General features: G+C 71.5%; 25 protein-coding genes and 1 pseudogene. 12 read left to right on the plus strand and 14 right to left on the minus strand.

Annotation, left to right across the window (positions count from 1 at the left end; translation table 11 throughout):
* Positions 1 to 12 precede the first annotated feature (12 nt).
* The 5 genes from ACPT94_RS03290 to ACPT94_RS03310 all read left to right on the plus strand — a co-directional run bounded on the left by ACPT94_RS03290 (position 13) and on the right by ACPT94_RS03310 (position 6846).
* Positions 13 to 1596, plus strand: coding sequence for a PucR family transcriptional regulator (locus tag ACPT94_RS03290; RefSeq protein ID WP_360330264.1), 1584 nt, complete (start codon positions 13 to 15; stop codon positions 1594 to 1596).
* 180 nt (positions 1597 to 1776) lie between these two features.
* Positions 1777 to 2619, plus strand: a complete 843-nt coding sequence (locus ACPT94_RS03295; RefSeq protein WP_360330261.1) for a nitrilase-related carbon-nitrogen hydrolase — start codon at positions 1777 to 1779, stop codon at positions 2617 to 2619.
* A gap of 96 nt (positions 2620 to 2715) precedes the next feature.
* Complete coding sequence (gene hydA / locus ACPT94_RS03300) at positions 2716 to 4119, plus strand: dihydropyrimidinase (protein WP_360330258.1); 1404 nt, start codon at positions 2716 to 2718, stop codon at positions 4117 to 4119.
* A 19-nt stretch (positions 4120 to 4138) separates the two neighbouring features.
* Positions 4139 to 5161, plus strand: a complete 1023-nt coding sequence (locus tag ACPT94_RS03305; protein ID WP_360331121.1) for a TIGR03842 family LLM class F420-dependent oxidoreductase — start codon at positions 4139 to 4141, stop codon at positions 5159 to 5161.
* A gap of 158 nt (positions 5162 to 5319) precedes the next feature.
* On the plus strand, positions 5320 to 6846 hold the full coding sequence (locus ACPT94_RS03310) for an NCS1 family nucleobase:cation symporter-1 (protein WP_425245047.1): 1527 nt from the start codon (positions 5320 to 5322) through the stop codon (positions 6844 to 6846).
* A 166-nt stretch (positions 6847 to 7012) separates the two neighbouring features.
* Here the strand turns inward: ACPT94_RS03310 and ACPT94_RS03315 are convergent, their stop codons facing one another.
* The 10 genes from ACPT94_RS03315 to ACPT94_RS03360 form a co-directional block, all read right to left on the minus strand.
* The gene (locus ACPT94_RS03315) at positions 7013 to 7345 is read right to left on the minus strand and encodes a TcmI family type II polyketide cyclase (protein WP_360349323.1); all 333 of its coding nucleotides are present in this window, start codon (positions 7343 to 7345) and stop codon (positions 7013 to 7015) included.
* Between the two features lie 20 nt (positions 7346 to 7365).
* Entirely contained in the window at positions 7366 to 7845 is a 480-nt protein-coding gene (locus ACPT94_RS03320) for an SRPBCC family protein (protein ID WP_360349326.1), read from the minus strand.
* A 1-nt stretch (position 7846) separates the two neighbouring features.
* Positions 7847 to 8104 carry an acyl carrier protein gene (locus ACPT94_RS03325; RefSeq protein WP_360349330.1) on the minus strand — a complete coding sequence of 86 codons (258 nt, stop codon included), beginning with the start codon at positions 8102 to 8104 and terminating at the stop codon, positions 7847 to 7849.
* Between the two features lie 29 nt (positions 8105 to 8133).
* A complete protein-coding gene (locus tag ACPT94_RS03330) occupies positions 8134 to 9384 on the minus strand; it encodes a beta-ketoacyl synthase N-terminal-like domain-containing protein (protein ID WP_360349333.1) in 1251 nt (416 codons plus the stop codon).
* Positions 9384 to 10649 (minus strand): beta-ketoacyl-[acyl-carrier-protein] synthase family protein, encoded by a 1266-nt coding sequence (locus ACPT94_RS03335; RefSeq protein ID WP_360349336.1) that lies wholly within the window; start codon positions 10647 to 10649, stop codon positions 9384 to 9386. The genes ACPT94_RS03330 and ACPT94_RS03335 overlap by 1 nt, the downstream gene beginning before the upstream one ends.
* A complete protein-coding gene (locus ACPT94_RS03340; protein WP_360349339.1) occupies positions 10646 to 11089 on the minus strand; it encodes a cupin domain-containing protein in 444 nt (147 codons plus the stop codon). The genes ACPT94_RS03335 and ACPT94_RS03340 overlap by 4 nt, the downstream gene beginning before the upstream one ends.
* 70 nt (positions 11090 to 11159) lie before the next feature.
* A complete protein-coding gene (locus tag ACPT94_RS03345) occupies positions 11160 to 12302 on the minus strand; it encodes a SchA/CurD-like domain-containing protein (protein ID WP_425245048.1) in 1143 nt (380 codons plus the stop codon).
* A 153-nt stretch (positions 12303 to 12455) separates the two neighbouring features.
* A complete protein-coding gene (locus tag ACPT94_RS03350) occupies positions 12456 to 13133 on the minus strand; it encodes a class F sortase (RefSeq protein ID WP_360349345.1) in 678 nt (225 codons plus the stop codon).
* Positions 13134 to 13271: 138 nt separating this feature from the next.
* A complete protein-coding gene (locus ACPT94_RS03355; protein ID WP_425245049.1) occupies positions 13272 to 14222 on the minus strand; it encodes a hypothetical protein in 951 nt (316 codons plus the stop codon).
* Positions 14223 to 14522: 300 nt separating this feature from the next.
* Positions 14523 to 16178: an FAD-dependent oxidoreductase gene (locus ACPT94_RS03360; RefSeq protein ID WP_425245050.1), complete on the minus strand. Its 1656-nt coding sequence runs from the start codon at positions 16176 to 16178 to the stop codon at positions 14523 to 14525.
* Between the two features lie 420 nt (positions 16179 to 16598).
* Here ACPT94_RS03360 and ACPT94_RS03365 point away from each other — a divergent pair, with 420 nt between their 5' ends.
* From ACPT94_RS03365 to pqqE, 6 genes and pseudogenes are all read left to right on the plus strand, one after another.
* Positions 16599 to 17756, plus strand: coding sequence for a PQQ-dependent sugar dehydrogenase (locus tag ACPT94_RS03365; RefSeq protein WP_360349353.1), 1158 nt, complete (start codon positions 16599 to 16601; stop codon positions 17754 to 17756).
* 67 nt (positions 17757 to 17823) lie between these two features.
* Positions 17824 to 17964 (plus strand): pyrroloquinoline quinone precursor peptide PqqA, encoded by a 141-nt coding sequence (gene pqqA / locus ACPT94_RS03370; protein ID WP_360349356.1) that lies wholly within the window; start codon positions 17824 to 17826, stop codon positions 17962 to 17964.
* Between the two features lie 9 nt (positions 17965 to 17973).
* A complete protein-coding gene (pqqB, locus tag ACPT94_RS03375; RefSeq protein WP_360349359.1) occupies positions 17974 to 18888 on the plus strand; it encodes a pyrroloquinoline quinone biosynthesis protein PqqB in 915 nt (304 codons plus the stop codon).
* Positions 18885 to 19610 (plus strand): annotated as a pseudogene (pqqC, locus tag ACPT94_RS03380) (pyrroloquinoline-quinone synthase PqqC); the annotation flags it as partial. The gene pqqB and the pseudogene pqqC, both read left to right, overlap by 4 nt.
* A 566-nt stretch (positions 19611 to 20176) precedes the next feature.
* Positions 20177 to 20446 carry a pyrroloquinoline quinone biosynthesis peptide chaperone PqqD gene (gene pqqD / locus ACPT94_RS03385; protein WP_425245051.1) on the plus strand — a complete coding sequence of 90 codons (270 nt, stop codon included), beginning with the start codon at positions 20177 to 20179 and terminating at the stop codon, positions 20444 to 20446.
* A complete protein-coding gene (gene pqqE, locus ACPT94_RS03390) occupies positions 20434 to 21594 on the plus strand; it encodes a pyrroloquinoline quinone biosynthesis protein PqqE (RefSeq protein ID WP_425245072.1) in 1161 nt (386 codons plus the stop codon). Before pqqD ends, pqqE begins: the two co-directional genes overlap by 13 nt.
* Positions 21595 to 21639: 45 nt before the next feature.
* Here the strand turns inward: pqqE and ACPT94_RS03395 are convergent, their stop codons facing one another.
* The 3 genes from ACPT94_RS03395 to ACPT94_RS03405 all read right to left on the minus strand — a co-directional run bounded on the left by ACPT94_RS03395 (position 21640) and on the right by ACPT94_RS03405 (position 23678).
* Positions 21640 to 22086 carry a DUF2267 domain-containing protein gene (locus tag ACPT94_RS03395; protein WP_360349364.1) on the minus strand — a complete coding sequence of 149 codons (447 nt, stop codon included), beginning with the start codon at positions 22084 to 22086 and terminating at the stop codon, positions 21640 to 21642.
* A gap of 100 nt (positions 22087 to 22186) precedes the next feature.
* Positions 22187 to 22483 (minus strand): hypothetical protein, encoded by a 297-nt coding sequence (locus ACPT94_RS03400; RefSeq protein ID WP_360349367.1) that lies wholly within the window; start codon positions 22481 to 22483, stop codon positions 22187 to 22189.
* A 136-nt stretch (positions 22484 to 22619) separates the two neighbouring features.
* On the minus strand, positions 22620 to 23678 hold the full coding sequence (locus ACPT94_RS03405; protein ID WP_425245052.1) for a hypothetical protein: 1059 nt from the start codon (positions 23676 to 23678) through the stop codon (positions 22620 to 22622).
* A 256-nt stretch (positions 23679 to 23934) separates the two neighbouring features.
* Between ACPT94_RS03405 and ACPT94_RS03410 the strand changes: the two genes are divergently transcribed.
* Complete coding sequence (locus ACPT94_RS03410; protein WP_425245053.1) at positions 23935 to 24690, plus strand: SOS response-associated peptidase; 756 nt, start codon at positions 23935 to 23937, stop codon at positions 24688 to 24690.
* Between the two features lie 30 nt (positions 24691 to 24720).
* On the opposite strand, the gene ACPT94_RS03415 is transcribed toward ACPT94_RS03410, so the two are convergent.
* The gene (locus ACPT94_RS03415; protein WP_425245054.1) at positions 24721 to 25185 is read right to left on the minus strand and encodes an aldehyde dehydrogenase family protein; all 465 of its coding nucleotides are present in this window, start codon (positions 25183 to 25185) and stop codon (positions 24721 to 24723) included.
* Between the last annotated feature and the right edge of the window lie 70 nt (positions 25186 to 25255).

Below are 25255 nucleotides of genomic sequence, written 5' to 3' on the forward strand. Positions count from 1 at the left end.
GGGAACTACGCCATGACCACCACCTCGGAGTACCGGGGGCCCGTGGAGCCCCTGGAACCCGCCCTGTCGGTCCGTCAGGTCCTCGCGTTGGAGCGCGTGCTGGCCGGGGAGCCCGAGGTGGTGGCCGGCGCGGCCCAGCTCGACCGGCCCGTGCGCTGGGTGCACGTCGCGGAGGCCGCCGATGTCGGGGTGATGCTCAGCGGCGGCGAGATGGTCCTCACCACCGGGGTGCTGCTCGCCGGCGACGAGGGCAGACAGGCCGAGTACATCCAGTCCCTGTACCGCGCCGAGGCAGCCGCCGTCGTCCTGGGCCTCGGCCGGGCCTTCCCCGCCGCGCCGGACGTGATGCGGCGCGCGGCCGAGCGGTGCGGGCTGCCGATGGTCGTCCTGCACCGGCCCTTCCCCTTCGCCGAGCTGACCGAGGAGGTCCAGTCCCGGCTCGTGCGGCGCAAGTTCGCCGCCGTCAGCCTCTCGGAGGCCGTACGGACCGCGCTCACCGGGCTCATCACCGCCGGCGCCCCGTTGCAGCGGCTGCTGGACGAGGTCGCCCACCACACCGGCTGTCCCGTCGTCGTCACCAACCTCGCCCACCGGGTCCTGGCCACCGCGGGGGAGCGGCCCGCCGTCGACGACGTGCTGCGCGACTGGGAGCGCATCGCCCGCCAGGCCGGCGGCAGCGAGGGCGACGGCTGGATCCGCGCCGAGCTGGGCGGACGCGGCGAACGCTGGGGGCAGATCATGCTGTGCGGCTACCGGGGCGACACCGCCGGCGGGCGGCTGCTCGCCGACCGGGCCGCCGAGGCCCTCGTCCTGCACCGCATGCTCGGCGGCGGCTCCGCCCACAGCTGGGAGGAGCAGTCCGCGCAGGGCCTGCTCACCGACCTGGTCTCCGGCGTCGTGCCGGCCCGCCAGCTGCTGCCCCGGGCCCGGGCGGCCGGACTGCCCGTCAACCGGCGCACCTTCGTCCCGCTCGTCGTCCGTGACGCCGACACCGCCCAGCTCGACCGGATGCTCCGTCTGCTGGGCCTGCCCGGCCTGGTCGCCGAGCTCGCCGACGGGGCCACCGCCGTCCTGCTCAGCCTCGCCCGCGACCAGGACGCCGAGGCGCTCGCCGCGCACTTCGCGGCCCGGCTGCGCACCGAGTCGGGACGGACGCGTACGGTCGTCGCCGCGGCCGGTCCCCGGATCGCCTGGGACGACGTGCCCGCCGGACTGCGCGAGGCACAGCACGTCGCGGACGCCGTCGCCGACTCCTCCGCCGCCCTCGACCTCCCGGCCGTCGTCCGCCTCAGGGACGTCCACCTGCGCGGCCTCATACGGCTGCTGCGGGACGACCCGCATGTGCAGGCCTTCGCGGAGCGGGAGCTGGACGGGCTGCTGTGCGCGGCCGGCGACGACCTGCTCGCCGTGCTGCGCACCTACCTCGCCACCGGCCGCAACAAGTCCCGCACCGCTCAGCTCCACCATGTCTCCCGGCCGGCGCTGTACCGCCGGCTGGAGGCGATCCAGGCGCGGCTCGGTGTCGATCTCGACGACTTCGAGCAGGCGGCCTCGGTGCACATCGCGCTCCTCGCGCACGACGCCCAACAGGGCTGACACGGCACCCCGGAAACAGCCGGGAAACACGGAACGACCTGGGAAAACGGCGGTGAAACATGGGTCGAGCGACGCGTGACACGGTGACACGCCGCACGCCCGCAGACGTGACACCGTGCAACTCAAAGCCCGCTTTCGGACTTTCTAGGCTCGCCGCACACCGAGCGACCGGAGGTCCCGATGAGCAGAGTGATCCGTGCCGCCGTCTTCCAGACCGCGTGGACCGGCGACAAGGAGTCGATGATCCAGGTGCACGAGCAGGCGGTGCGCGACGCGGCCGCCCAGGGTGCTCAAGTCCTGTGCTTCCAGGAGCTGTTCTACGGGCCGTACTTCTGCCAGGTGCAGGACCCGGCGTTCTACGAGTACGCCGAGCGGATCCCGGACGGCCCGATCGTCCAGCGCTTCCAGGCCCTCGCCCGCGAGCACGGCATCGTCCTCGTGCTGCCGATGTACGAGGAGGAGCAGCCCGGCGTCCTCTACAACACCGCGGCCGTGATCGACGCGGACGGCTCGTACCTCGGCAAGTACCGCAAGCACCACATCCCGCAGGTCAAGGGTTTCTGGGAGAAGTTCTACTTCCGCCCCGGCAACGTCGGCTGGCCGGTCTTCGACACCGCCGTCGGCAGGATCGGCGTCTACATCTGCTACGACCGCCACTTCCCCGAGGGCTGGCGCGCCCTGGGGCTGGAGGGCGCCGAGATCGTCTTCAACCCGTCGGCCACCTCGCGCGGGCTGTCCGCCTACCTGTGGCAGCTGGAGCAGCCCGCGGCGGCCGTGGCGAACGAGTACTTCGTCGGTGCGATCAACCGCGTCGGCGTCGAGGAACTGGGCGACAACGACTTCTACGGGACCTCGTACTTCGTGGATCCGGAGGCCCAGTTCGTCGGCGAGGTGGCCAGCGACAAGGAGACCGAACTCGTCGTCCGCGACCTCGACATGGCCAAGCTGCGCGAGGTCCGCGACCGCTGGCAGTTCTACCGGGACCGCCGTCCCGACGCGTACCCCCCGCTGACCGCTCCGTAGCCGACCAGGGCGTCCGCCGGTCCGGCACACGGGGCCGGGCCGGCGGCACCGACCGACCTGCACCACACCAGTGTTGATCACGGCAGGAGAGGGAGAATGAGCAGCCGTACCGTCATCCGGGGTGGCCTCGTCATCACCGCGTCCGACGAGATCCACGCCGACGTCCTGATCGAGGACGGCCGTATCGCCGCCCTCGCCGCCTCCGGCACCCCGGCCGCCGAGGCCTTCACGGCCGAGCGGACCATCGACGCGACCGGGAAGTACGTGATCCCGGGCGGGGTCGACGCCCACACCCACATGGAGCTGCCGTTCGGCGGCACCTTCGCCTCCGACACCTTCGAGACCGGGACCCGGGCCGCCGCCTGGGGCGGGACGACCACGATCGTCGACTTCGCCGTGCAGAGCGTCGGCCACACCCTGCGCGAGGGCCTGGACACCTGGCACGCCAAGGCCGAGGGCAACTGCGCGATCGACTACGCCTTCCACATGATCGTCTCCGATGTGAACCAGGAGACGCTGAAGGAAATGGACCTTCTGGTCGAAGAGGGCGTAACGTCATTCAAGCAATTTATGGCGTATCCAGGAGTTTTCTACTCCGATGACGGTCAGATCCTGCGCGCCATGCAGCGCTCCGCCGAGAACGGTGGGCTGATCATGATGCACGCCGAGAACGGCATCGCGATCGACGTCCTGGTCGAGCAGGCGCTGGCCCGCGGCGAGACCGACCCCCGCTACCACGGCGAGGTCCGCAAGGCGCTGCTGGAGGCCGAGGCCACCCACCGCGCCATCCGGCTCGCGCAGGTCGCGGGCGCCCCCCTCTACGTCGTGCACGTCTCGGCGATGGAGGCGGTCGCCGAGCTGGCCAAGGCACGCGACGAGGGCCTCAACGTCTTCGGCGAGACCTGCCCTCAGTACCTGTTCCTGTCGACCGACAACCTGGCCGAGCCCGACTTCGAGGGCTCCAAGTACGTGTGCTCGACGCCGCTGCGGCCCAAGGAACACCAGGCCAAGCTGTGGCAGGGACTCAGGACGAACGACCTCCAGGTCGTCTCCACCGACCACTGCCCCTTCTGCTTCGTGGGCCAGAAGGAACTCGGCCGCGGCGACTTCTCCAAGATCCCCAACGGCCTCCCGGGTGTCGAGAACCGCATGGACCTGCTCCACCAGGCCGTCGTCGACGGGCACATCTCGCGCCGCCGCTGGATCGAGATCGCCTGCGCCACCCCGGCCCGGATGTTCGGCATGTACCCGAAGAAGGGCACCATCGCCCCGGGCGCCGACGCGGACGTCGTCATCTACGACCCGCACGCCGAGCAGATCGTCTCCGCCGAGACCCATCACATGAACGTCGACTACTCGGCGTACGAGGGCAAGCGGATCACCGGCCGCGTCGAGACGGTCCTCTCACGGGGCGAACTCGTCATCACCGAGCGGGAGTACACCGGACACGCCGGTCACGGCGTCTACACCCCGCGCTCCACCTGTCAGTACCTCACCTAGGAAGGGCGCGATGGACCCCATGGACTTCGGACTCGTCCTGCAGACCGACCCGCCGGCCTCCCGTGTCGTCAGCCTGATGAAGCGGGCCGAGCGCAACGGCTTCACCCATGGCTGGACCTTCGACTCCGCCGTGCTGTGGCAGGAGCCGTTCGTGATCTACAGCCAGATCCTGGCGAACACCACGAAACTGAAGGTCGGCCCCATGGTCACCAACCCGGGCACCCGCACCTGGGAGGTCACCGCCTCCACGTTCGCCACCCTCAACGACATGTTCGGCAACCGCACCATCTGCGGCATCGGCCGCGGCGACTCCGCCATGCGCGTCGCCGGCCGCAAGCCCAACACCCTGGCCCGCATCAGCGAGGCCATGAAGGTGATCCGGGCCCTCGGCAGGGGCGAGGAGGCCGACCTCGGCGGAGGGGCGGTCGTCAGGTTCCCCTGGATCAGGCCCGGCGCCGAACTGCCCGTCTGGATGGCCGCGTACGGCCCCAAGGCGCTGAAGATGACCGGCGAGGAGGCCGACGGGTTCATCCTCCAGCTCGCCGACCTCTACCTCACCGAGTACATGGTCAAGGCCGTGAAGGACGCCGCCGTCGCCGCCGGCCGGGACCCGTCCGAGGTCAGGATCTGCGTGGCCGCCCCGGCCTACGTCACCGAGGACGACTCGCCCGAGGCACTCGCCCACGCCCGCGAGCAGTGCCGCTGGTTCGGCGGAATGGTCGGCAACCACGTCGCCGACCTCGTCTCCAAGTACGGCGAGCACTCGGCGGCCGTGCCCGACGAACTCACCGACTACATCAAGGCCCGCGAAGGCTACGACTACGCGCACCACGGACGCAGCGGCAACCCCGACACCCAGTTCGTGCCCGACGAGATCGTCGACCGGTTCTGCGTCATCGGGCCGGCGGAGAAGCACATCGAGAAACTCAACGCCCTGCGCGAGCTGGGCGTCGACCAGTTCGCCGTCTACGACATGCACGACGCGCAGGAGAAGGTCATCGACGCGTACGGCGAGCAGGTGATCCCGGCCGTCAACGGCTGACCTCCTCCAGGGCCGGCCCGTCCGCGGCCGACCCGGGCAAACTCCGCTCAACTCCCCATCCCCCCACTCCAGTTCTCCCCTCCCTCGCTCTCCCGGGGGAGGGGACCGGAGACCCGCACGGCCTTTCCGGATCCGCCCCTCGTTTGATTGGCCTGCCCATGACCGACACCGCTCCCACGGCCATACCGCCGACCTCCCAAGTCACCCTCGCCGACGGCCGGGTGGAGATCGCCCCTGGTTCGCCGCAGCCCAGCGGCCCCTACGCCAACGAGGACCTGCTGCCGGTCCCCGTGGAGAAGCGCACCTGGACCACGTACAACTTCTCCGCGCTGTGGGTCGGCATGGCCCACAACACGGCCTCGTGGACGCTGGCTTCCGGTCTGATCGCCGTCGGCATGGACTGGAAACAGGCGGTCCTCACGATCGCGCTGGCCAATGTGATCGTACTGATCCCGATGCTGCTCACCGGGCACGCGGGACCGAAGTACGGCATCCCCTTCCCGGTCTTCGCGCGCGCCTCCTTCGGCGTCCGCGGCGCCAACCTCCCCGCCGTCGTACGGGCGTTGGTGGCGTGCGGCTGGTTCGGCATCCAGACCTGGATCGGCGGCGAGGCGATCTACTTCCTCGCCGGCAAGCTGATCGGCAACGGCTGGACCGACGCCGGGAAGATCGGCGGGTACGCCTGGACGATGTGGCTGTCGTTCGCGATCTTCTGGGTGATCCAGGTGGCGATCATCTACCGGGGCATGGAGACGATCCGCCGCTTCGAGAACTGGGCGGCGCCCTTCGTGCTCGTCGGCGCGTTGGTGATGCTGATCTGGATGAGCAACAAGGCCGGCGGCTTCGGCCCGCTGCTCGACCAGCCCTCCAAGCTCGGCTGGGGCGGCGACTTCTGGAAGCTGTTCTGGCCGTCCCTGATGGGCATGATCGGCTTCTGGTCGACCCTGTCCCTGAACATCCCGGACTTCACCCGCTACGGCAGGAGCCAGAAGGCGCAGACCTGGGGCCAGGCGCTCGGCCTGCCGACCACCATGACCCTCTTCGCGCTGCTGTCGGTGATGGTCACCTCCGGTTCGCAGGCCGTGTACGGCGAGACGATCTGGGACCCGGTCCAGCTCGCCGCCAGGACGGACAACGTCGTCGGCCTGCTGTTCGCGCTGGTCACCGTGCTGGTGGCGACCCTGTCGGTGAACATCGCGGCCAACCTGGTCTCCCCGGCCTTCGACTTCTCCAACATCGCGCCCCGCAGGATCAGTTTCCGGACCGGCGCGCTCGCCACCTGTGTCCTCGGTGTGCTGATCTTCCCGTGGAAGCTGTACTCCGACCCGCAGGGCTACATCTTCACCTGGCTCGGCCTCGTCGGCGGTCTGCTCGGCACGGTCGCCGGCATCCTCATCGCCGACTACTGGATCCTGCGCCGCGCCCGGCTCGACCTGACCGACCTGTACCGCACGGGCGGCCGCTACTGGTACGAGGGCGGCTGGAACTGGCGGGCCGTCGCCGCCTTCGTCGTCGGCGGTGTCCTCGCCGTCGGCGGCGCGAGCTTCAAGCCGCTGATCGACGGGCGGCCCGTCCCGGCGCTGGAACCGCTGGCCGACTACGGCTGGGCGGTCGGCCTCGGCACCTCGATGGCGCTGTACCTGGTGCTGATGCTCCTGAGAGGACGTGAGGAGGCCGCTGCCTGACGCGTGAGAGGCACGACCGGGGGGGGGGGGGGGGGGAGCCCCCCCCCCCCCCCCCCCCGGACCCCCCGGGGGGGGGGGGCCCCGCCCCGGGTTACCTGGCCCCCGGCCGCCGGGGGCCCCCCCCGCCCCGGCCCCGCCCCCCGCCCCCGGTGGCCGAGCGGGCCGTTCAGGCGCCGGCGTCCCGCTCCCAGCGGTAGAAGCAGTGCGCCATCGCGTCCTTCGGCGAACGCCACGTCTCGGGGTCGTACGCGGAGACGTACGCCTGCAGCCGCTCGCTGACGTCCCGGAACTCGGGGTGACCGGCCACCTTGGCGATGGCCGGGCCGGGGTCCCGCTCGGACTCGATGAGATGCAGGTACACATCGTTGAACTGGAAGAGGCTGCGCCGGGAGACTCCCACGAGGTGCGGCAGCTCTCCCCGGTCGGACTCCTCGAAGATCTTGGCGATGTCCGGGGCGGACCCCGGGGCCATCCGGGCGACGATCAGGGCGTGGTGCATGGGATGTTCCTCCGTCCGGTTCAGTCGGTGAGGCCCGGAGCGGACCCCCGCTCGGCGGCGGCCTTCTCGACGCGGTCCCGGATCAGGGCCAGCTGGACCTTGGAGTTCCGGTTGATGTTGTCGGTCATCCAGGCGTCGTCGACCGGCGCCTCCGGCTTCATCTCGAAGTCCTGGGTCCACACCATCCGGACCCCTTGGGGGACCTCCTCGTACTGCCAGCGGATGTTCATGTACGCGAAGGGTCCGGTCTCCACCCGACGGGCCTTCACACTGAGCGTGTCGCGGTCCGTCTCCCGCTCCGAGACCCAGCTCCACACGGTGCCGTTCTCGTCGGGGTGCATCGTCAGGCGGAAGGTGGTCCTGTTCCCCTCCTGGGACAGGATCTCGGCCGAGGCGTACTCGCTGAACAGCCGCGGCCAGTTCGCCACGTCGTTGGTCATGTCCCAGACCAGGTCCAGCGGCGCCGCGATGGTGATCTCGTTCTGCGTGTGCCCGGCCATGTCACGCTCCCGCCGGCAGAGCGCTGTTGACGAGGTCGAGGAACTGCCGCGGGGTCTTGCAGCGTTCCGCGTCGGTCGGCATCGGCGCGCCGTAACGGTTCTCCAGCTCGCCCACGATGCCGAGCAGCCCCAGCGAGTCGATGCCGAGGCTGTCGAAACCGGTGTCGTACTGCTGCTGGAGCTCCTCCGGGGCGATGGTGATCCCGGCGGCCTTCTTCATCAGCTCGGCCAGCTCTTCCACGGTGATGCGGTCGTTCATGCGGTACCTCTCCTTGCTCCCTGGCCTCGTCATGAGGCGTCGGCGGCGCCGTGCCGCAGCACCAGCGCCGAGTTCGAGCCCATGAGCCCCCGGCCGAGGACCAGCGCCGTGCGCGGCTCGGCGGCCCGGGCACGGACGGTCACCAGATCGAGGTCATGGCAGATGTCGAAAACATTGGGCGTGGGCGGGATCAGGCCGTGCTCCATCGCCAGCACCGCCGCCGCGGCGTCCAGCACGGGCGCCGCGCAGAAGCTGCGGCCGATCCCGGTCTTCGGCGCGGTGACCGGCACCCGCCTGCCGTGCGCGCCGAGCGCGTCGGTGATCGCCAGCGCCTCGGCACGGTCCGCCGCCGGCACGCCGAGCGCGTCGGCGAAGACCACGTCGATCTCCTCCGGCGCCAGGCCGGCCTCGTCCAGAGCGCCGCGGATCGCCTGGGCGAGCCCCTCCCGGGACTCCTCCCAGCGCGAGGCGCCGGTGAACGTCGCCGCGTGGCCCACCAGAGTGGCCCGCACCCGCGCGCCCCGCTCCCGGGCCGAGGCCTCCTCCTCCACGACGAACATGGCGCCGCCCTCGGCGGGCACGAACCCGCAGGCCGCCTCGGTGAACGGGCGGTAGGCGCGCGCCGGGTCGTCGCCGGTGCTCAGCTCCCGATAGCCGAGCTGGCACACCACCGAGTACGGGGCGAGGGGCGCCTCGGTCGCCCCGGCCACGATGACGTCGGTGCCGCGCCGCACGGCCCGCGCCGCGTGCGCGAGAGCGTCCAGGCCGCCGGCCTCGTCCGCGGCGACGACCGAACAGGGGCCCTTGAAGCCACGGCGGATGGAGATCTGGCCGGTGCTGGCGGCGTAGAACCAGGCGATCGACTGGTACGGCCCGACGAAGCGGCTGCCCTTGCCCCACAGCTGCTGCAGCTCCCGCTGCCCGAACTCACCGCCGCCGGAACCGGCCGCGGTGACCACGCCCACGGAGAACGGCGCCTCACCGGTGTCGGCCTGACCGAGACGGGCGTCCTCCAGCGCCAGGTCGGCCGCGGCCATCGCGAAGTGCGTGAACCGGTCCGTCTGGACCAGATAGCGCTCCTCGATCGCCGCCGTCGGCTCGAAGTCCCGGATCTCGCCGGCCACCCGCAGCGGCAGATGCTCACAACCCTCGCGGGTGACCCGGTCGAGGACGCTGATGCCTTCCTGGGTGGACTTCCAAAAGGACTCGGTCCTGGTTCCGTTGGGCGCCACCACACCGATCCCGGTGACGGCCGCGCGCCGCGGATGCGGTTCGCTCATCATGTCCTCCCTCTCGGCCGGTTCAGGACCACCGCGGACTGGAAGCCGCCGAACCCGCTGCCCACGGAGAGGACGGTGTTCAGTTTCCGCTCGCGGGCGACCCGCGGGACGTAGTCCAGATCGCACTCGGGGTCCGGGGTCTCGTAGTTGGCGGTGGGCGGTACCACCTGGTGGGCCAGGGCCAGCACACAGGCGACGACCTCGATGGCCCCGATCGCGCCGAGGGAGTGGCCCACCATGGACTTGATGGAGCTCATGGGCGTGCCGTAGGCGTGCTGCCCCAGGGCCCGCTTCACCGCCGCCGTCTCGTGACGGTCGTTCTGCTGGGTGCCCGATCCATGGGCGTTGACGTAGTCGACCGCCGTGCCGTCGAGCCGGGCGTGGTCGAGGGCGACCCCGATGGCGCGGGCCATCTCCAGGCCCTCCCTGGTCAGACCGGTCATGTGGTAGGCGTTGCCGAAGGTCGCGTAGCCGCTGAGCTCGCAGTACACGTGCGCGCCTCTGGCCCGGGCGTGCTCGAGCTCCTCCAGGACGAGCACCGCACCGCCCTCGCCCATCACGAACCCGTTGCGGTCGGCGTCGAAGGGACGCGAGGCGTGGGCGGGGTCGTCGTTGTTCGGCGACGTGGCCTTGATCGCGTCGAAGCAGGCCATGGTGATCGGGGATATCGGGGAGTCCGAGGCGCCGGCTATACAGACATCGGCCCGGCCCTCCTCGATCGTGTGGAAGGCGTACCCGACCGCGTCGAGCCCCGAGGTGCAGCCGGTGGAGACCGTCTGCACCGGGCCGCGCGCCTCGAACCGCTCCGCCACCGTCGAGGCCAGCGTGCTGGGCGCGAACGCGCGGTGCAGGTGCGGCTCCGCCTCCCGGTGGTCCACGTCCCAGCGCTGCCCCTTGTGGCTGACCAGGACGTAGTCGTGCTCGAGGCGGGTGGTGCCGCCGACCGCGGTGCCCAGGGAGACCCCGACCCGCCAGGGGTTCTCCCGGGCCAGGTCCAGGCCGGCGTCCCGTACCGCCTCCTCCCCGGCGACCAGCGCGAACTGGATGTACCGGTCGGACCGGGCGGTCTCCTCCGGGTCCAGCCCGTGGGCGGCGGGGTCGAAGTCGCACTCGGCGGCGATCCGGGAACGCAGCCCCGTCGGGTCGAAGAAGGTGATGCCCCGTGTCGCCGTACGCCCGTTCGACAGCAGGTCCCAGAACGCGGGAACGCCGATGCCGCCCGGGGCGACGATGCCTATGCCGGTGACGGCCACACGCCTGGTCATGAGCCGGCCTTTCCTCGGACGGCCGCACCCGCACCGGCCCCCTCCGGGACGGCGACGGTCTCCTCGGTGTCGACGTGGCCGAGCGGCGGGGTCGGGGCCAGCGGGCCGAGGTGGAAGACGATGCGGGCCTCCACGTTGCCGACGTTGCGGAAGCGGTGGCGCATGTTGATGGGAATCATCAGCCCCTGCTCCGGCCGCAGCGGGTGGGGCTCGCCGTCCAGGTCGACCTCCAACTGCCCGCAGACGACGTACACGAACTCCTCGGAGTACGGGTGGTAGTGCTCACCGATGCGGTCACCGGGCCGCACGATGGCCACGCCCATGAAGCCGCTGGTCGAACCGACCGTGGCGGGCGTGAGCATGGCGCGCAGATCGCCGCCGCGCCGGGTGTTGGGCTCGACCTCGCTGAGATCGACGATTCTTGGACGGGATGTGATCACGACGTTGCTCCGATCGTGTGCTGTGTCGACGTGAGGGCCGGGTGGCGCCACGACCCGCGTGCTGGACGGATCAGCCGCGGGGTGAGCGGCGGTCGGTGACGAGGTCCATGCGGGCGAGCTTGAGGAGGCGGCGCGTGAGGTCGCCGTCCCGCGGCGTAAAACCGTCCGCGAACGTCGTCAGCTCCGCCGCCTTCGCGGGGTCCAGCAGACCGAGGGAGAGAGCGGGGTCGCCGGCGTCGAGGCCGTCCCGCACGTCGATCAGCCGCACCACGACGTCGTCGCGCTGGAAGATGGTGCTGCACAGGACCGGATTGCGCGGATCGTCCGCCGCCGCCTCGTCCTGCTGGGCCAGCAGCCGCGCCAGCTCCATACCGCGCCCGGGCCGCGCCGGGTAGTACAACGCGTGCCGCTCCGCGTCCGGGTCCTCCTGCTCCGCCGTCACATGGTGTACGGCGGGCAGCGCCGCCCGGGTGAAGAAGACCCGGGCGGACTCCTGGTCGTCGAGGTCCCGCTCCTGCTCCAGATACGGGTTGATGGCCTCCTCGACGGCCCGCACCTCGGGCTGCCGGGCGACGTGGCGCAGCGCCGCGAGCAGGTCGCCCCGCACCTCGATGGCCCGCACCACGCGGTTGCCGTGCATGTACAGGGAGGTGCGCATCAGCCGGGTGGTGTCGTCGACCTTCGGCTCGGGCGGGGCGTAGTCGGAGAGGATCTTCGCGACCTTCTGCTCGCTGCCCGGCTTGACGGTGAAGGTCAGCGCGTGCCGGATCACGCCGTCACCGATCCGGGGTGACGCCTGGAGCCGGCGCCTGCCGGACTCGGCGCCCGCCGCCGGGCCGCCGGTCTCCCGGACGACGTGGAAGCGCAGCGACCTGGTGTCCCGGACGCAGCTGTGCAGCGGCTCCACCATCTGTACGTGCTCCTCGCTGTTCACCCAGGCGAGGAACGGCGGGGCGCTCTCCCACTCGCTGGTGATGAGCCACTGGGAGGGGTTCTCGATCGACTGGCACAGCTGGTCGCTGACGTGCCCGGGAACGGACGCGACCTGGCTGCACAGCTGCTCGTACGCCTCGAGGAACTGCTGCTGGGCTCCGTCGTTGACGTCCACCAGCAGGACGACCCGGAGCCGGGAACCGTCGAAGACGGACTGGGACACGCGGTGCGACACCTGTCGCGTCAGCGGTCGGGAGGAAGGGGCGGACGTAGTGGTCATGCTGGGCACATCTCCTTAGCGGGGGAGAGCAGAGAGGTGGACTTCACTTGCGGTCGTGCGATGCGACGTGCCTCGATCGTGAGCCGGTCCCCACCGGTGCGCGATTCGGATGGACTGCGCGAGTGACCGGTGCCGCCGGGACGGGTGGTGAGGTCACCTCAGATGGGCGAAGACCACCAGGTTGGCCGTGTAGTCCCGGACCGCGCGGTCGTAGTCGCCCGCGCAGGTGATGAGCCGGACCTCGGCCTGGCGCGTGTCGCCGTACACACGCGTGCTGGGGAAGTGGTCCTTGTCGAAGGTCTCCTTGTCGTCGACGACGAAGGACGCCTTGCGCCCGTCGGCCCGTGTGACGTGGAAGACGTCCCCCTTGTCCAGTTCGCTGAGTTCGGCGAAGACGGCGGCGGAGGTGGCCGTGTCGACGTGCCCGGCGATGATCGCGGTGCCGGTCTCGCCGGGTGAGGGACCCTCGGCGTGCCAGCCGACGATGTTGGTGTTGTTGGGCGGCGGGGCTTCGAGCTGTCCGTTGGGGGCGATGGACAGGTCGGTGAAGGGGGCGTCCACCGAGATCTTCGGGATGATCAGCCGCACCGGCCTGGACCGCGGCAGGTGCTTTCCCACCGGCTCCCCGGCAAGTGAGGTCGCCGGGGCGGCCTGCGGGGCGTGCGGCGGGCGGGCGGTGACGGCCGGGCCGGAGGAGGTGTCGTGGCCGCCGAAGAGGCTCAGCGCCAGGAGCAGGAGAGCCGCAGCGCACAGGAGGGTCGCGGTTCCACGAGACCCCTGGCCGGGCGGCACCGGTTCGTCGGCGGTGGGGGCGGAGGGGGGGACTGCCATCGGGGGAACACCTCACTAGCGCATGGCAGCAGGCGGGCGGGGCGGGACGGGAGGTGAGCCGCCGGACGGACAGCGGGCCGGGCCGCCACACGGTCGTGCGCCGGTGGCGGCCGCGGCTGCTATCGCGTCCGGCATGGCTCAGGCCAGGCCGTGGGCCGACTTCTTGCGGCGTGCGGCGTAGAGGCCGGCGCCGGCGAGGGCCAGAACGGCCATCCCGCCCGCGGTCACGCTGGGCGAGGCGAGCGCGCCACCGCCGGTGTGCACGCCGCCGTGGGGCTTGTCGTAGCCGCCGTAGCCCTTGTCGTGCTCGTCCTTGCCGTAGTCCTTGTCCTTGCCGTAGTCGTCCTTGTCCTTGCCGTAGTCCTTGTCCTTGCCGTAGTCGTCCTTGTCCTTGGACCAGGAGTCCTTGCCGCTGTCGTCCTTGTAGGACTCGGAGTCGTGCTTGGAGCTGTGGGAGCCGTCGTCCGCCTTCTGCAGGGTCAGCGCGCCGCCGCCGGTGTGCACGCCGCCGTGGGGCTTGTCGTGCTTGCTGTCCTTGTGCTCGTCCTTGTCCTTGCCGTAGTCGTCCTTCTCCTTGCCGTAGTCGTCCTTCTCCTTCCCGTAGCCGTTGTCCTTCTCCTTGTCCTCGTCCTTGCCGTACCCGTAGTCCTTGTCCTTGTCCTTGCCGTAGTCCTTGTCGTGCTCGTCCTTGCCGTAGTCCTTGTCCTTGTCCTTGTCCTTGTCCTCGTCCTTGTCGTAGTCGTCCGCGTTCTGCAGGGTCAGCGCGCCGCCGCCGGTGTGCACGCCGCCGTGGGGCTTGTCGTACTTGCTGTCCTTGTGCTCGTCCTTCTCCTTGCCGTAGTCCTTGTCCTTCCCGTAGTCGTCCTTCTCCTTGCCGTAGTCGTCCTTGTCCTTGTCCTTGCCGTAGTCCTTGTCCTTGTCCTTGTCCTCGTCCTTGCCGTACCCCTTGTCCTGCTCCTTGTCGTGCTCCTTGCTGTAGGACGAGTCGTCGTGCTCCCAGTCGTTTCCGGCCGCGAAGGCGCCGGGTCCGGAGATGGCGAGGGCTGCCGTGGCCGCCGCGGTGGCCAGGAGCAAGCGAGCAGAGCGCATAGGAGAAGTTCCTTCCGTCATGGCCCGAGCAGCCGACATCGCATCAGCTGAGGTAACCCGGCCTTGACGTGATCCACCGTCAGCCAGCTTTCGGGCTCGCACCACTCGGGGAGCTCAGGCGAGTGAACGCATCGCGCGAACGGGGGTAGGGCGCGGCCTTCCGGCAGCGGGCGGCCTGTTTCCAACAGGGAACGATCGCAGGGCAGTTGGGGTCCGGACATGCCGACGCTCAGCAGCCGAGTCGGCGACTGCTGAGCGTCGTAGCGGAGGATCAGGTGCGGCTCGCACCGCCTGAGCGGGTCAGGTCAGGGCCAGCACCGAGGTGAGGACCTGGCGCAGAGTCGCCTCGGCGTCCCGGACCGGACCCGGCGACCGCCATGCGACGAACCCGTCGGGCCGTACGAGTACCGCGCCTCCGCGGGTCGTGCCGTGGCGCTCCGCCCAGTCCGCGTCGTCCTCGGGGGCCAGCTCGGAGTCCGCGCCGGTCCCCACCCGGTACGAGGCGAGCGGGAGCGACATCTGCTCGGCGAGGAGGCTCGCGGCCTTGTGCCATCCGCTCGACTCGTCCGCGTCGCTGAGCAGGACCAGGGACCGCTCGTACAGGTCGAGGGTGGAGATGCGCCTGCCCTCGTGCCGTACCCACAGGTGGGGCGCCCTGCTGCCGGGCTCTCCGGTCAGCTCCAGCCGGTCCGGGACGACCGGGGTCGCGGGGTCGGCGTCGACGACGGCGCCCTGCGGGTAGCGGTAGCCGAGGGTCACGTTCAGGATGCCGCGCTGAGGTGCGCCGCCGGTGCCGGGCGGCGGGGCGTAGCCGGGGTGGCTGTGCTCGATCGACCGGGCGGCCGCGCGGGCGCTGGTGGCCTCGGCCACCGGACGGCGTTCCAGGTCGTAGGTGTCCAGCAGTCCGTCTCCCGCCCAGCCGCCCAGCACCGCCGCCAGCTTCCAGGCGAGGTTGTGCGCGTCCTGGATGCCGGTGTTGGAGCCGAAGGCCCCGGTCGGGGACATCTCGTGGGCCGAGTCGCCGGCCAGGAGGACGCGTCCGGCCCGGTAGGTACGGGCGACCCGCTGGGCGGCGTGCCAGGGAGCCCGGCCGGTGATCTGCACGTCGAGGTCCGGAACCCCGACCGCGCGGCGGATGTGCTCGATGCAGCGCTCGTCGGTGAAGTCCTCCAGGGTTTCGCCGTGTTCGGGGTGCCAGGGGGCGTGGAAGACCCAGTGTTCGAGGTTGTCCACGGGCAGCAGCGCTCCGTCGGCCAGCGGGTTGGTCAGATAGCAGACGATGAAGTGACGGTCGCCCACCACCTCGGCGAGACCGCGGGAACGGAAGGTCATGCTGATGTTGTGGAACAGGTCGCCCGGACCGCTCTGGCCGATGCCCAGCTGTTCCCGCACAGGGCTGCGCGGGCCGTCGGCGGCGACCAGGTAGGCCGCCCGGACGGTGGTGTGCTCACCCGTCTCCCGGCTCTTGACCACCGCGGTGACACCGGTGCGATCGGCCTCGAACGACATCAGCTCGGTGGAGTAGCGCAGATCGCCGCCGAGCCCGACGGCGTGGTCGAGCAGGACCGGCTCCAGGTCGTTCTGGCTGCACAGGCACCATGAACTCGGGCTGAAGCGGGCCAGTCCGCCACCCGGGTCGATCTGCCGGAACAGCCACTCGCCCGCGTCGCCCACCAGGGTGGGCGTCTGCAGGATGCCGTGGTTGCCGGCCAGCGTGGCCGCCGCCTCATGGATCGCCGGCTCGGCGCCGGCCACCCGGAACAGCTCCATCGTGCGTACGTTGTTGCCGCGGCCCCGGGGGTGGATGGAGGTACCGGAGTGGCGCTCCACCAAGGTGTGCCGCACCCCCAGTCGCCCCAGGAACAACGAAGTCGACAGCCCCACCAGGGATCCGCCGACGATGAGGACCGGCACCTCGTGGGTCTTCTGGTCGGCTTGATCGGATCGTTCGTTCATCACTCGCCTCCGCGCGTCGTTTTCGCCGACTCGGCCGGATACGGCCGGGGTCCTCATCCATGCCCCACACGGCGGACGGCGGCCCGGGCTTCCCTCGCTTATGGCCCCTCCGGCGGACAGGCCCCCGACCCGCCCGGTTGCCACGATCGGGTCCTTCATCGGGTCCGTCATCCGGTCCTTCATCGGGTCCTTCAGCGGGTCCTTCAGCAGGATGGGGGAGTCCGGCTGGCCCGTGTGAAAGACAGCGCTCAATACTCCTTGCAGGAGTCATTTCCACGCTTCGGTTCCCGCCCCGTTCCTCGCATTCCGAGGGCGCGTCACGGTACGGCGCGGCAATGGGCGGCACCGGGTGTATTGCTTCCCTCGGCGGATTTCCCTTCGCGTTTCAGCCGGTCGCCCCACGACAGGAAAGGCAACAGAATGGCACACTCGGCGCATTCGGCGCTGTACGGAGTCCGTCCGGGAAGGGCCGCGGTCGCCGCTGCCGTCATCGCTGTCCTCGGCGCCTGCGTCCTGCAGCCGACGCCGCAGGCCGCGGCGGCCGGGAACTCCGCGGTCCGGGCGGAGAAAAGGGCGGATGCCCGGGCCGACGGCGCGCCGTCGGGCGTCTCCGTGCTCTCCGGCCAGTGGACGCGGCCCTGGACCATCTCCTTCTTGCCGGGCGGGAAGAAGGCGCTGGTGACGGAGCGCTTCAACGCCAAGGTGTGGGTCCAGCGGAGTGACGGATCCAAGAAGCAGGTGGGCACGGTGCCGCACACCGTCGCGCCGTCCCCCACTCCAGGAGTGGCCGGCGGCGGGCTGCTGGGCGTCGCACCCTCACCGACCTGGAACGGCACCACCGACAAGGACGTCTTCTTCGTCCACACGGCCGCCCGTGACATCCGCGTCGTGAGAATGCGCTTCGACGGCACCTCCCTGCGCGACTACACCGTTCTGATCGGCGGAATCCCCCGAGGCGGGGACCACAACGGCGGAAAGATCGCCTTCGGCCCCGACGGCTATCTGTACGTCACCGTCGGCGACGCGCTGAAGCGGAATCTCGCTCAGGACAAAAACTCGCTCAACGGGAAGATCCTGCGCATCACCAAAAGCGGTGCCGCGGCGCCCGGCAACCCGTTCGGCAACCGCGTCTACAGCCTCGGCCACCGCAATCCCCAGGGCCTCGCCTGGGACGCCCGGGGCAGATTGTGGGAGACCGAGATCGGCGAGAACACCTGGGACGAACTCAATCTGATCACCCCGGGCGCCAACTACGGCTGGCCCAGATGTGAGGGCTCCTGTTCCAAGGCGGGAATGACCGACCCCAAGAAGGTCTGGAAACCGTCCGAGGGAGGCGTGCCCGCGCAGATCGCGGTCAAGCGCGACGTCCTGTACGTCTCGACCCTGCTCGGCCAGCGGCTCTGGCGGCTGCCGATCGACCGCACCGGCAAGGACGTCGGGACCGCGACGTCGTACTACCACGGCGCCTACGGCCGACTTCGGGCGCTGGCCAAGGTTCCCGGCGCCGACGAGCTCTGGCTCGGCACGACCGACCGCGGCGACAACAGGGACCGCATCCTCAAGATCACCATCAGGTGACGCCCGTCCTCCCACTCCCCTTCTCACGAAGGGGTGAACCCACCTCCCCGAAAGGAAGGTACGCACCATGACCGAATCCGCCGAGCAGACCCGGCAGCCGGCCGATACCACCGCGGAGCAGAGCGACCGGAGCGCCTGGCATACGCCCGGGTACACGGTCGTCGACACCGCCCTGGAGGTCACCGCCTACTCCCTCTCCACCCGCTAGTCCGCCGCCATGCTGCTGCAGGTGCTCGGCACCGCGGCCGGCGGCGGCATCCCGCAGTGGAACTGCGCGTGCCCCGGATGTTCCGGGGCACGCGCGTGTCCCGAGCGCCGCCGCCGGCACGCCTCGCTCGCGGTCCGTACGGGCGAGGGCCGCTGGTACGTCGTCAACGCCACCCCCGACATCGGCGACCAGATCGAGGCCCACCCGGCCCTCCACCCCGGGCCCGGGCCCCGGCAGACACCGATCGCCGGAGTGGTCCTCACCGACGCCGAACTCGACCACACCCTGGGCATCGCCCGGCTGCGCGAGGCGGACGGCCTGGAGATCCTCGCCACCGCCCCGGTCCGCCGGGCACTCGAGGAACGCCTGCGCCTCGGCGAGGTGCTGGGTCCGTACACCGACCTGACCTGGCGGGAGCTGCCACCGCACGGTGCGCGGCCACTGAGCGGCGACACCGCGGGCCCGTCCGGCCACGGCGTACGGATCAGCGCCGTCCCCGTGTCGGCGAAGCGCCCCCGGTACGCCGCCGACGCCCCCGAGGACGACGCCTGGGTCGTCGCGCTGCGCCTGTACGACCCGGTCACCGGCAAGAGCGCGCTCTACGCGCCCGCCGTGGCCGTCTGGTCCGAGGCACTGCACCGGGCCGCCGCCGAAGCCGACTGCGTCATCGTCGACGGCACCTTCTGGGACGACGAGGAGCCCCGCCGCACCGGCATCTCCTCCCGCACCGCCACCGGCATGGGCCATCTGCCCATCGACGGACCGGGCGGCACCGCCGGCATCCTGGCCACGCTGTCCGCCCGCTGCCTCTACACGCACCTCAACAACACGAACCCCCTCGTCGACCCCACGGCGGCACAGCACAAGCAGCTCGCCCGACTGGGTGTCGAGGTGGCCGACGACAAGATGGTGATCGAGCTGTGACCACGGCACTCGCCGCCCCGACGGCGCCCTGGAGCCCCACCGAGTTCGAGGCCCGCCTGCGCGCGGTGGGCCGGGAGCGGTACCACGACCGCCACCCCTTCAACGTACGGATGCACGAAGGCGACCTCAGCCCGGCGCAGGTGCGCCGCTGGATCGCCAACCGCTTCCACTACCAGCGCCACATCCCCGTCAAGGACGCCCTGATCACCGCGAAGCTGGACTCCCCGCGACTGCGCCGCATGTGGCTGCGGCGCATCGAGGACCACGACGGACGCAGGGAGGGCGAGGGCGGCATCGAGCGCTGGCTGCGGCTCGGCGAGGCGGCCGGCCTGGACCGCGGGAGCCTGCTGGCGGCCGACTCCGTCCTGCCGGGGGTCCGGCTGGCGGTGGAGGGCTACGTCAACTTCTGCCGACTGCGCCCCCCGCTGGAGGCGGTCGCCGCCTCGCTCACCGAGCTGACCGCGCCCGACCTGATGCGCCGGCGCATCGACGCCTTCGAGCGCCACTACCCCTGGATCGCGCCGTTCGGTCTCGCCTACTTCCGCACCCGCGTCGACCAGGGCCGACGTGACAGCGCCGAGGCACTCCCACTCGTCCTGGAGTGGGCACGCACCCGTGAGGACCAGGAACGGGCGGTGTCCGCGCTGACCTTCAAGTGCGACGTGCTGTGGACGCTGCTGGACGCGGTGCAGCAGGCCGGGGAGGAAGAGGACGAGGCCGAGGCGGAGAGCCGGGCCGGACGCCGGACCCGGATCGGCGGACCGCAGGTGCGGGGCAGCCGACCGGGGTCGGACCGCCGGCCGGAGTCGGACAGTCGTCCGTGGCGGGAGGGGCGGGCGGCGCGGGGCAGCGGGCTGGAGCCGGAGTGTCGGCCGGAGGCGGAGGGTCGGCCGGAGGTGGACTGCGGGCCGGAGTTGGACAGTCGTCCGTGGCGGGAGGGGCGGGCGGCGCGGGGCAGCGGGCTGGAGCCGGACGGTCGGTCAGAGGCGGACGGTCGGTCTGAGTTGGAGAGCCGTCCGTGGCGGGAGGGGCGGGCGGCGCGGGACGGCCGGCCGGAGTCGGACGGCCGACCGGGACCGGAGAGGGACCGTCGGTCAGGGGCGGACTGCGGGCCGGAGTTGGACAGTCGTCCGTGGCGGGAGGGGCGGGCGGCGCGCGACAGCCGACCGGAGTCGGACGGCCGGCCGGAGGCGGACAGCCCGGCGGGGTCGGACAGTCGGCCCTGGCGGGAGGGTCTGTCGGTGCTGGGTGGTCGGTCGTGGCCGGGTAGTCGGTGGGGGCAGGTGTGATGCCGGTGCCCGAGAGCGAGTGGCGTCCCGCCCTCGCGCCCGCCCTGATGCTGCGGCACGACAGTGTCCGCGGGACGGATCTGCTGGTCCTGCCCGAACGCGTCGTCGTCCTCGAAGGGCGCGCCGGCCAGGTCGTGGGCCTCTGCGACGGTACGCGCACCGTGCGCGGGATCGTCGAGGAGCTGGCCGGGCGTTTCCCGGGGGCCCCGGTGGCCACCGAGGTCCCCGCCTTCCTCGACCGCCTGCACGAGGAGGGCTGGCTCAAGTGACCACCCACCAGGCACCGGTGAACGGAGCACGCCCGTGGGCCCTGCTCGCCGAACTCACCCACGCGTGCCCGCTGCACTGCCCGTACTGCTCCAACCCGCTGGAACTGGCACGCCGGTCCACCGAGTTGAGCACCGGCCAGTGGACGGACGTGCTGCGTCAGGCCGCCGCGCTGGGCGTCGTGCACACCCACCTCTCCGGCGGCGAGCCGTTGCTCCGTCCCGACCTGGAGCGGATCGTCGCCGCCGCCGAGGCCGCCGGGATCTACACCCAGCTGGTCACCAGCGGCACCGGACTGGACGAGGCCCGGCTGAGCGCGCTGTGCGCGGCGGGGCTGCGCAGCGTCCAGCTCTCCGTCCAGCACGCCGACGCCAGGGCCAACGACCGGATCGCCGGCCGCCCGTCCTCCTTCGCCGCCAAGGAACGGGCCGCGGCCCTCGTCCGCCGCGCCGGGCTCCCCCTCGGCCTCAACGTGGTGCTGCACCGCGACAACCTCGACGCCGTCGACGCCGTCGTCGAGCTGGGCGAGGCCTGGGGCGTGGACCGCATCGAGCTGGCCAACACCCAGTTCTACGGCTGGGGTCTGCTCAACCGCGCCGCGCTGCTGCCCACGCGCGACCAGCTGGCTCAGGCCCGGGAGACCGTGGAACGCCTGCGGGAGCGGCTCGCCGGCCGTATCGACCTGGTCTGGGTCGTCCCCGACTACTTCGACGGTGTCGCCAAGCCCTGCATGGGCGGATGGGGGGCGGTCTCCCTCACCGTCGCACCCGACGGCACCGTACTGCCCTGCCCGGCCGCCGCCTCCCTGCCGGACCTCGACGCGCCCAACGTCCGGGACCGTCCGCTCGACTGGATCTGGGAGCACTCTCCGGCCTTCAACCGCTTCCGCGGCACCGACTGGATGACCGGCCCCTGCGGCGGCTGCCCCCGCCGCGAGGAGGACTTCGGCGGCTGCCGCTGCCAGGCGTACGCGCTCACCGGCGACGCCACCCGCACCGACCCGGCGTGCGCGCTGTCCCCCGACCACCACCTCGTCCGCGCTCTCACCGACACCGGCCCCGCCCAGGAGCCGCCCGCGTACGTCTACCGCCGGCCCGGAGCGGTATCGGAACCCGGGCACGGCCGGTCCCCGGAGGCGGCGAGCCGGTGAAACCGCCCCCGCCGCCCACGAACCGATCTCCTCGTGCTTCTCTGGTCACTGCTCGTTCCGGGAGGCCGACGAGGGCTCCGGCTCGTCGTCCCGGGGCGTGGAGGGCTGCGGTCGGCCGAAGAGCAGGTCATAGCCCGGAGGGAGCTGCAGAAGGACCCTGCCCAACAGGTCTTCGCCCGCGGCGTCGGCGGCGACGCTGAGCACCGCGCTGACGTCCCAGGTCGCGGTCCGCTCGGTGGCCCCCTCGATCCACGCCGCTGTGGCCCGGATGAACCGCTCGGGCGAGAGCGGTTCGTGCGCCTGGAGAGGGTTGAGCAGGACCATGGCGAACGTTTCGGGAAGCCGCGCCGCCAACTCGGCCCGTGCCTCACCCACCAGGTGTGCGCCCAGGAGGGCGAGCACGACTCGGGCCGCTCGCTCGGCCTCCTGCGGTGTTCCGTATTCGCCCCGCTCCTGGACCGCTGCCAGGAACTCGTCCCAGCGCATGCGCATGGTGTTCCTCCCTGGTCGATGCCGGCTGATCCGCCGCAGGCGCCGCGGAGACGGACCGCGGCCCGGCGGTGATGCGACGCCCTGCGGTGAACCCGAACTTCTACCGTTGCGGGACGGCGAGTTCCCGGCCCCGGTAGAAGCCCTCCCGCTCCTCCTCGACGTACGGGGCCATGTTCGCGCGCCGCTGCGTCTCCGGCTCGGAGGTCCGCCAGGCGTCGCATGCCTCCTGGGAGTCCCAGAAGGACACCCCGGTGATCTCCTGTCCGTCCTCGGACCAGTACGCGAAGGCGCGGCGCAGGCCTTGCGGGTAGGGGTCCGGGCGCCACGCCCCCTCGAACTCCTCCATGGTCCCCGGCCGAATGCGGCGTGTCGTCACCCAGACGAAGTGCTCCTCCATCGCGGACTCCTCCCCGACGAGGGTTCGGCTTGCCGGTCCTTGAGACCACCGTAGGTCCCGGGAACCCTTTCTGCCTGCGGTGACCGGCGCGGTCGCTCACCAGGGCGCCTAGGGCGTGTTTGGCGGCAGTGGCCGGTCAGACGAAGACGCGTGCCTCGGCGGCGGAGACGACCTCCTGGCGCTGCCGGTGGCGCCGCTCGTACTCCAGCACCTGACGGGCCTGGCCGGAGGGAGCGTCCTGCAGGTCCCTCGTGATCTCGCCGGAGTCCATGGCGTCGTAGCCGGTCCACGGCTCCTCTCCGCGCAGCCGCTCGATGGTGTCCAGGACTCTCCGGCGGCGGTCGTGTGCGCGCTCGTAGCCCTCGACCACCGTCAGCTCCAACTGGGACAGCGAGGGCAGCCGCCTCTCGATCTCGTCCGCGCCGAGCAGGCTGAACCCGGGAATCGGCAGGTCCTCCTCCCGCCGGACCGCTCCCAGGACTTCCTCGGCGATGGAACCGGCCTCGGGTGTCTTCGGCACCGCGCCTTCGGCCGCGTACTCGTCCCGCGCGCCACCGCGCTCGGCCAGGGCGCGCGCCCGGTCGAAAGCGGTCCGCATCATGCGGGCCGCCGCGTCGGCCAGACCGCCGTTCCGGCTCTCGTCCGGACCGAAGCCGTGGGCGGACGCCACCACGGCCCGCGCCTGCTCGGCGAGGCTGTCCCTCAGGGCCCGCAGCAGCTCCTCGTCCTGGCGGCGCAGTGAACCGAGCAACTCCGCGGTGGCCTGGTCGTCGGCCAGTTCGGCGAGGACCTCCCCGGCCCGGCACGCCGCCAGCGCCCGCGCCGCGGCCGCGTACTCGTCCTCCGCGTTCCGCAGCAGCTGTCGCGCATCGGCCGGGTACCCGCCGGGCAGCACGCCCCGCACGATCTTCCCCCCGATCGACAGCGGCAACATCGCCGTGCGCACCGCGCCCCGCGAGACGGCCCACGTCAGACCGGCCGCGGTGTCCAGGAAGCCCCGCGGCCGCAGATCGCGTGTCTGACGCTGGATGCGCTGGAGACCGACCTGGACCTCGGCGGCCTGGCGTTCGAGCATCTGCCGGTACGGACCGGGCGGCGTGACCGTCGCGTCCGCCCGGAAACGGTCGAGGACGGCGGCATGAGCCCGGCACGCGTCATCCAGCGCCGGCAGGAGTGTCTCCGTCATCACAGCCATACGAGGCTCCCTGACTGAACGATCGGGCGGCATCGCGCCGCACAGGGCGGACGGCTGCCCCCGGTGGCCTTCACGGCAGGGCAACCGGCACCATCCTGCGGGACCCACGCCAAGATCGCCTGCCGGGTGTGGAGCCTGGGGGTGGCGTCGCCGGCCGGGCCGCGGTGTGTTCCGGGGCCCGCACCGGGCCGTCCCACACCGGCCGTCCGGGCCAACCCGTGGCGACGGCCGGCGCCCGCGGTGGCACAGTGGCCGTATGTGCGGCCGTTACGTCTCCACGCGCGGCCCGGAGGACCTGGTCCGGTTGTTCCGGGTCACCGAGTGGCGCCCGGAGGACGCGCTGCCGCCGAGTTGGAACGTCGCTCCGACCGACGACGTGTGGGCCGTCCTCGAGCGCACCCCGCGCGAGAAGGAAGCCGCCGCGCCGGCGCGGAGGGAGCTGCGGCCGCTGCGCTGGGGTCTGGTGCCCTCGTGGGCCAAGGACGTGAAGATCGGCGCGCGGATGATCAACGCCCGGATGGAGACCGTGCACGACAAGCCCGCCTTCCGCCGCGCGTTCGTCGAACACCGCTGCCTGCTGCCGGCCGACGGCTTCTACGAGTGGCAGCAGATCAAGGACAAGGGCACGGGCAGAACCCGCAAGCAGCCGTACCTCATCCGTCCCACCGACGAGCAGGTGATGGCGTTCGCCGGGTTGTACGCGTACTGGCGCGACCCGTCGGTGAAGCGGGACGACGATCCCGCCGCCTGGCTGATGACCTGCACCGTCCTCACGACCGAGGCCACCGACGAGGCCGGCCGCGTCCACCCCCGCATGCCGCTGGCCCTCGACCCCGATCACTACGGCGCCTGGCTCGACCCCCACCACCGGGACCCGGACGAACTGCGCGCGCTGCTGACCCGGCCGGGAAACGGTCACCTGCAGGCCCGGCCCGTCTCCCCGGCCGTGAACAACGTCCGCAACAACGGCCCGGAGCTCCTGGACGAGGTCCCGGCGGAGAAGACACCGTGACCCGCCGCCGGGGCCCTCCCCAGGACGGGATCAGCGCCCGTGGTGGTGCATGACGTGCTTCGTGCGCGAGTAGTCGTCCAGCGCGTAGATCGACAGATCACGGCCGTAGCCGGATCCCTTGAACCCGCCCCAGGGGACTTCACTGGCCGGCACGAGATGGGAGTTGACCCAGACGGTGCCGAAGTCGAGGCGCCCGGCGACGTCGTGACTGCGGCGGGCGTTCTCGGTCCACACCGATGCCGACAGGCCGAAGGGGACGTCGTTGGCCCGCCGTACCGCCTCCTCCTCGTCGGTGAAGGTCTCGACCGTGACCACCGGGCCGAAGATCTCCTCGCGGGCGACCTCGGCGCCCTCGGGTACGTCGACCAGCACGGTCGGGGCCACGAAGTAGCCGGGCCCGTCGAGGGCGCCGCCTCCCGTCGCCGCGCGGACGCCCTCCTTCTTCGCGCGCTCCAAGTACCCCGTGACACGGTCGAAGTGGGCCTTCGAGACCATGGGGCCGACCTCGCGTCCTCCCCGGCGGTCGGCTCACCGACGACCAGGGCCCGGACCTCGCCGACGAGCC

The organism is Streptomyces aurantiaciflavus, assembly GCF_049808595.1.
Taxonomy (GTDB): domain Bacteria; phylum Actinomycetota; class Actinomycetes; order Streptomycetales; family Streptomycetaceae; genus Streptomyces.

Coding starts and splice junctions, on each gene's coding strand:
- ACPT94_RS03290 (WP_360330264.1), top strand. CDS start 13: ATGACCACCACCTCGGAGTACCGGGGGCCCGTGGAGCCCCTGGAACCC.
- ACPT94_RS03295 (WP_360330261.1), top strand. CDS start 1,777: ATGAGCAGAGTGATCCGTGCCGCCGTCTTCCAGACCGCGTGGACCGGC.
- hydA (WP_360330258.1), top strand. CDS start 2,716: ATGAGCAGCCGTACCGTCATCCGGGGTGGCCTCGTCATCACCGCGTCC.
- ACPT94_RS03305 (WP_360331121.1), top strand. CDS start 4,139: ATGGACTTCGGACTCGTCCTGCAGACCGACCCGCCGGCCTCCCGTGTC.
- ACPT94_RS03310 (WP_425245047.1), top strand. CDS start 5,320: ATGACCGACACCGCTCCCACGGCCATACCGCCGACCTCCCAAGTCACC.
- ACPT94_RS03315 (WP_360349323.1), bottom strand. CDS start 7,345: ATGCACCACGCCCTGATCGTCGCCCGGATGGCCCCGGGGTCCGCCCCG.
- ACPT94_RS03320 (WP_360349326.1), bottom strand. CDS start 7,845: ATGGCCGGGCACACGCAGAACGAGATCACCATCGCGGCGCCGCTGGAC.
- ACPT94_RS03325 (WP_360349330.1), bottom strand. CDS start 8,104: ATGAACGACCGCATCACCGTGGAAGAGCTGGCCGAGCTGATGAAGAAG.
- ACPT94_RS03330 (WP_360349333.1), bottom strand. CDS start 9,384: ATGAGCGAACCGCATCCGCGGCGCGCGGCCGTCACCGGGATCGGTGTG.
- ACPT94_RS03335 (WP_360349336.1), bottom strand. CDS start 10,649: ATGACCAGGCGTGTGGCCGTCACCGGCATAGGCATCGTCGCCCCGGGC.
- ACPT94_RS03345 (WP_425245048.1), bottom strand. CDS start 12,302: ATGACCACTACGTCCGCCCCTTCCTCCCGACCGCTGACGCGACAGGTG.
- ACPT94_RS03350 (WP_360349345.1), bottom strand. CDS start 13,133: ATGGCAGTCCCCCCCTCCGCCCCCACCGCCGACGAACCGGTGCCGCCC.
- ACPT94_RS03355 (WP_425245049.1), bottom strand. CDS start 14,222: ATGCGCTCTGCTCGCTTGCTCCTGGCCACCGCGGCGGCCACGGCAGCC.
- ACPT94_RS03360 (WP_425245050.1), bottom strand. CDS start 16,178: ATGAACGAACGATCCGATCAAGCCGACCAGAAGACCCACGAGGTGCCG.
- ACPT94_RS03365 (WP_360349353.1), top strand. CDS start 16,599: ATGGCACACTCGGCGCATTCGGCGCTGTACGGAGTCCGTCCGGGAAGG.
- pqqA (WP_360349356.1), top strand. CDS start 17,824: ATGACCGAATCCGCCGAGCAGACCCGGCAGCCGGCCGATACCACCGCG.
- pqqB (WP_360349359.1), top strand. CDS start 17,974: ATGCTGCTGCAGGTGCTCGGCACCGCGGCCGGCGGCGGCATCCCGCAG.
- pqqD (WP_425245051.1), top strand. CDS start 20,177: ATGCCGGTGCCCGAGAGCGAGTGGCGTCCCGCCCTCGCGCCCGCCCTG.
- ACPT94_RS03395 (WP_360349364.1), bottom strand. CDS start 22,086: ATGCGCATGCGCTGGGACGAGTTCCTGGCAGCGGTCCAGGAGCGGGGC.
- ACPT94_RS03400 (WP_360349367.1), bottom strand. CDS start 22,483: ATGGAGGAGCACTTCGTCTGGGTGACGACACGCCGCATTCGGCCGGGG.
- ACPT94_RS03405 (WP_425245052.1), bottom strand. CDS start 23,678: ATGGCTGTGATGACGGAGACACTCCTGCCGGCGCTGGATGACGCGTGC.
- ACPT94_RS03410 (WP_425245053.1), top strand. CDS start 23,935: ATGTGCGGCCGTTACGTCTCCACGCGCGGCCCGGAGGACCTGGTCCGG.
- ACPT94_RS03415 (WP_425245054.1), bottom strand. CDS start 25,185: ATGGTCTCGAAGGCCCACTTCGACCGTGTCACGGGGTACTTGGAGCGC.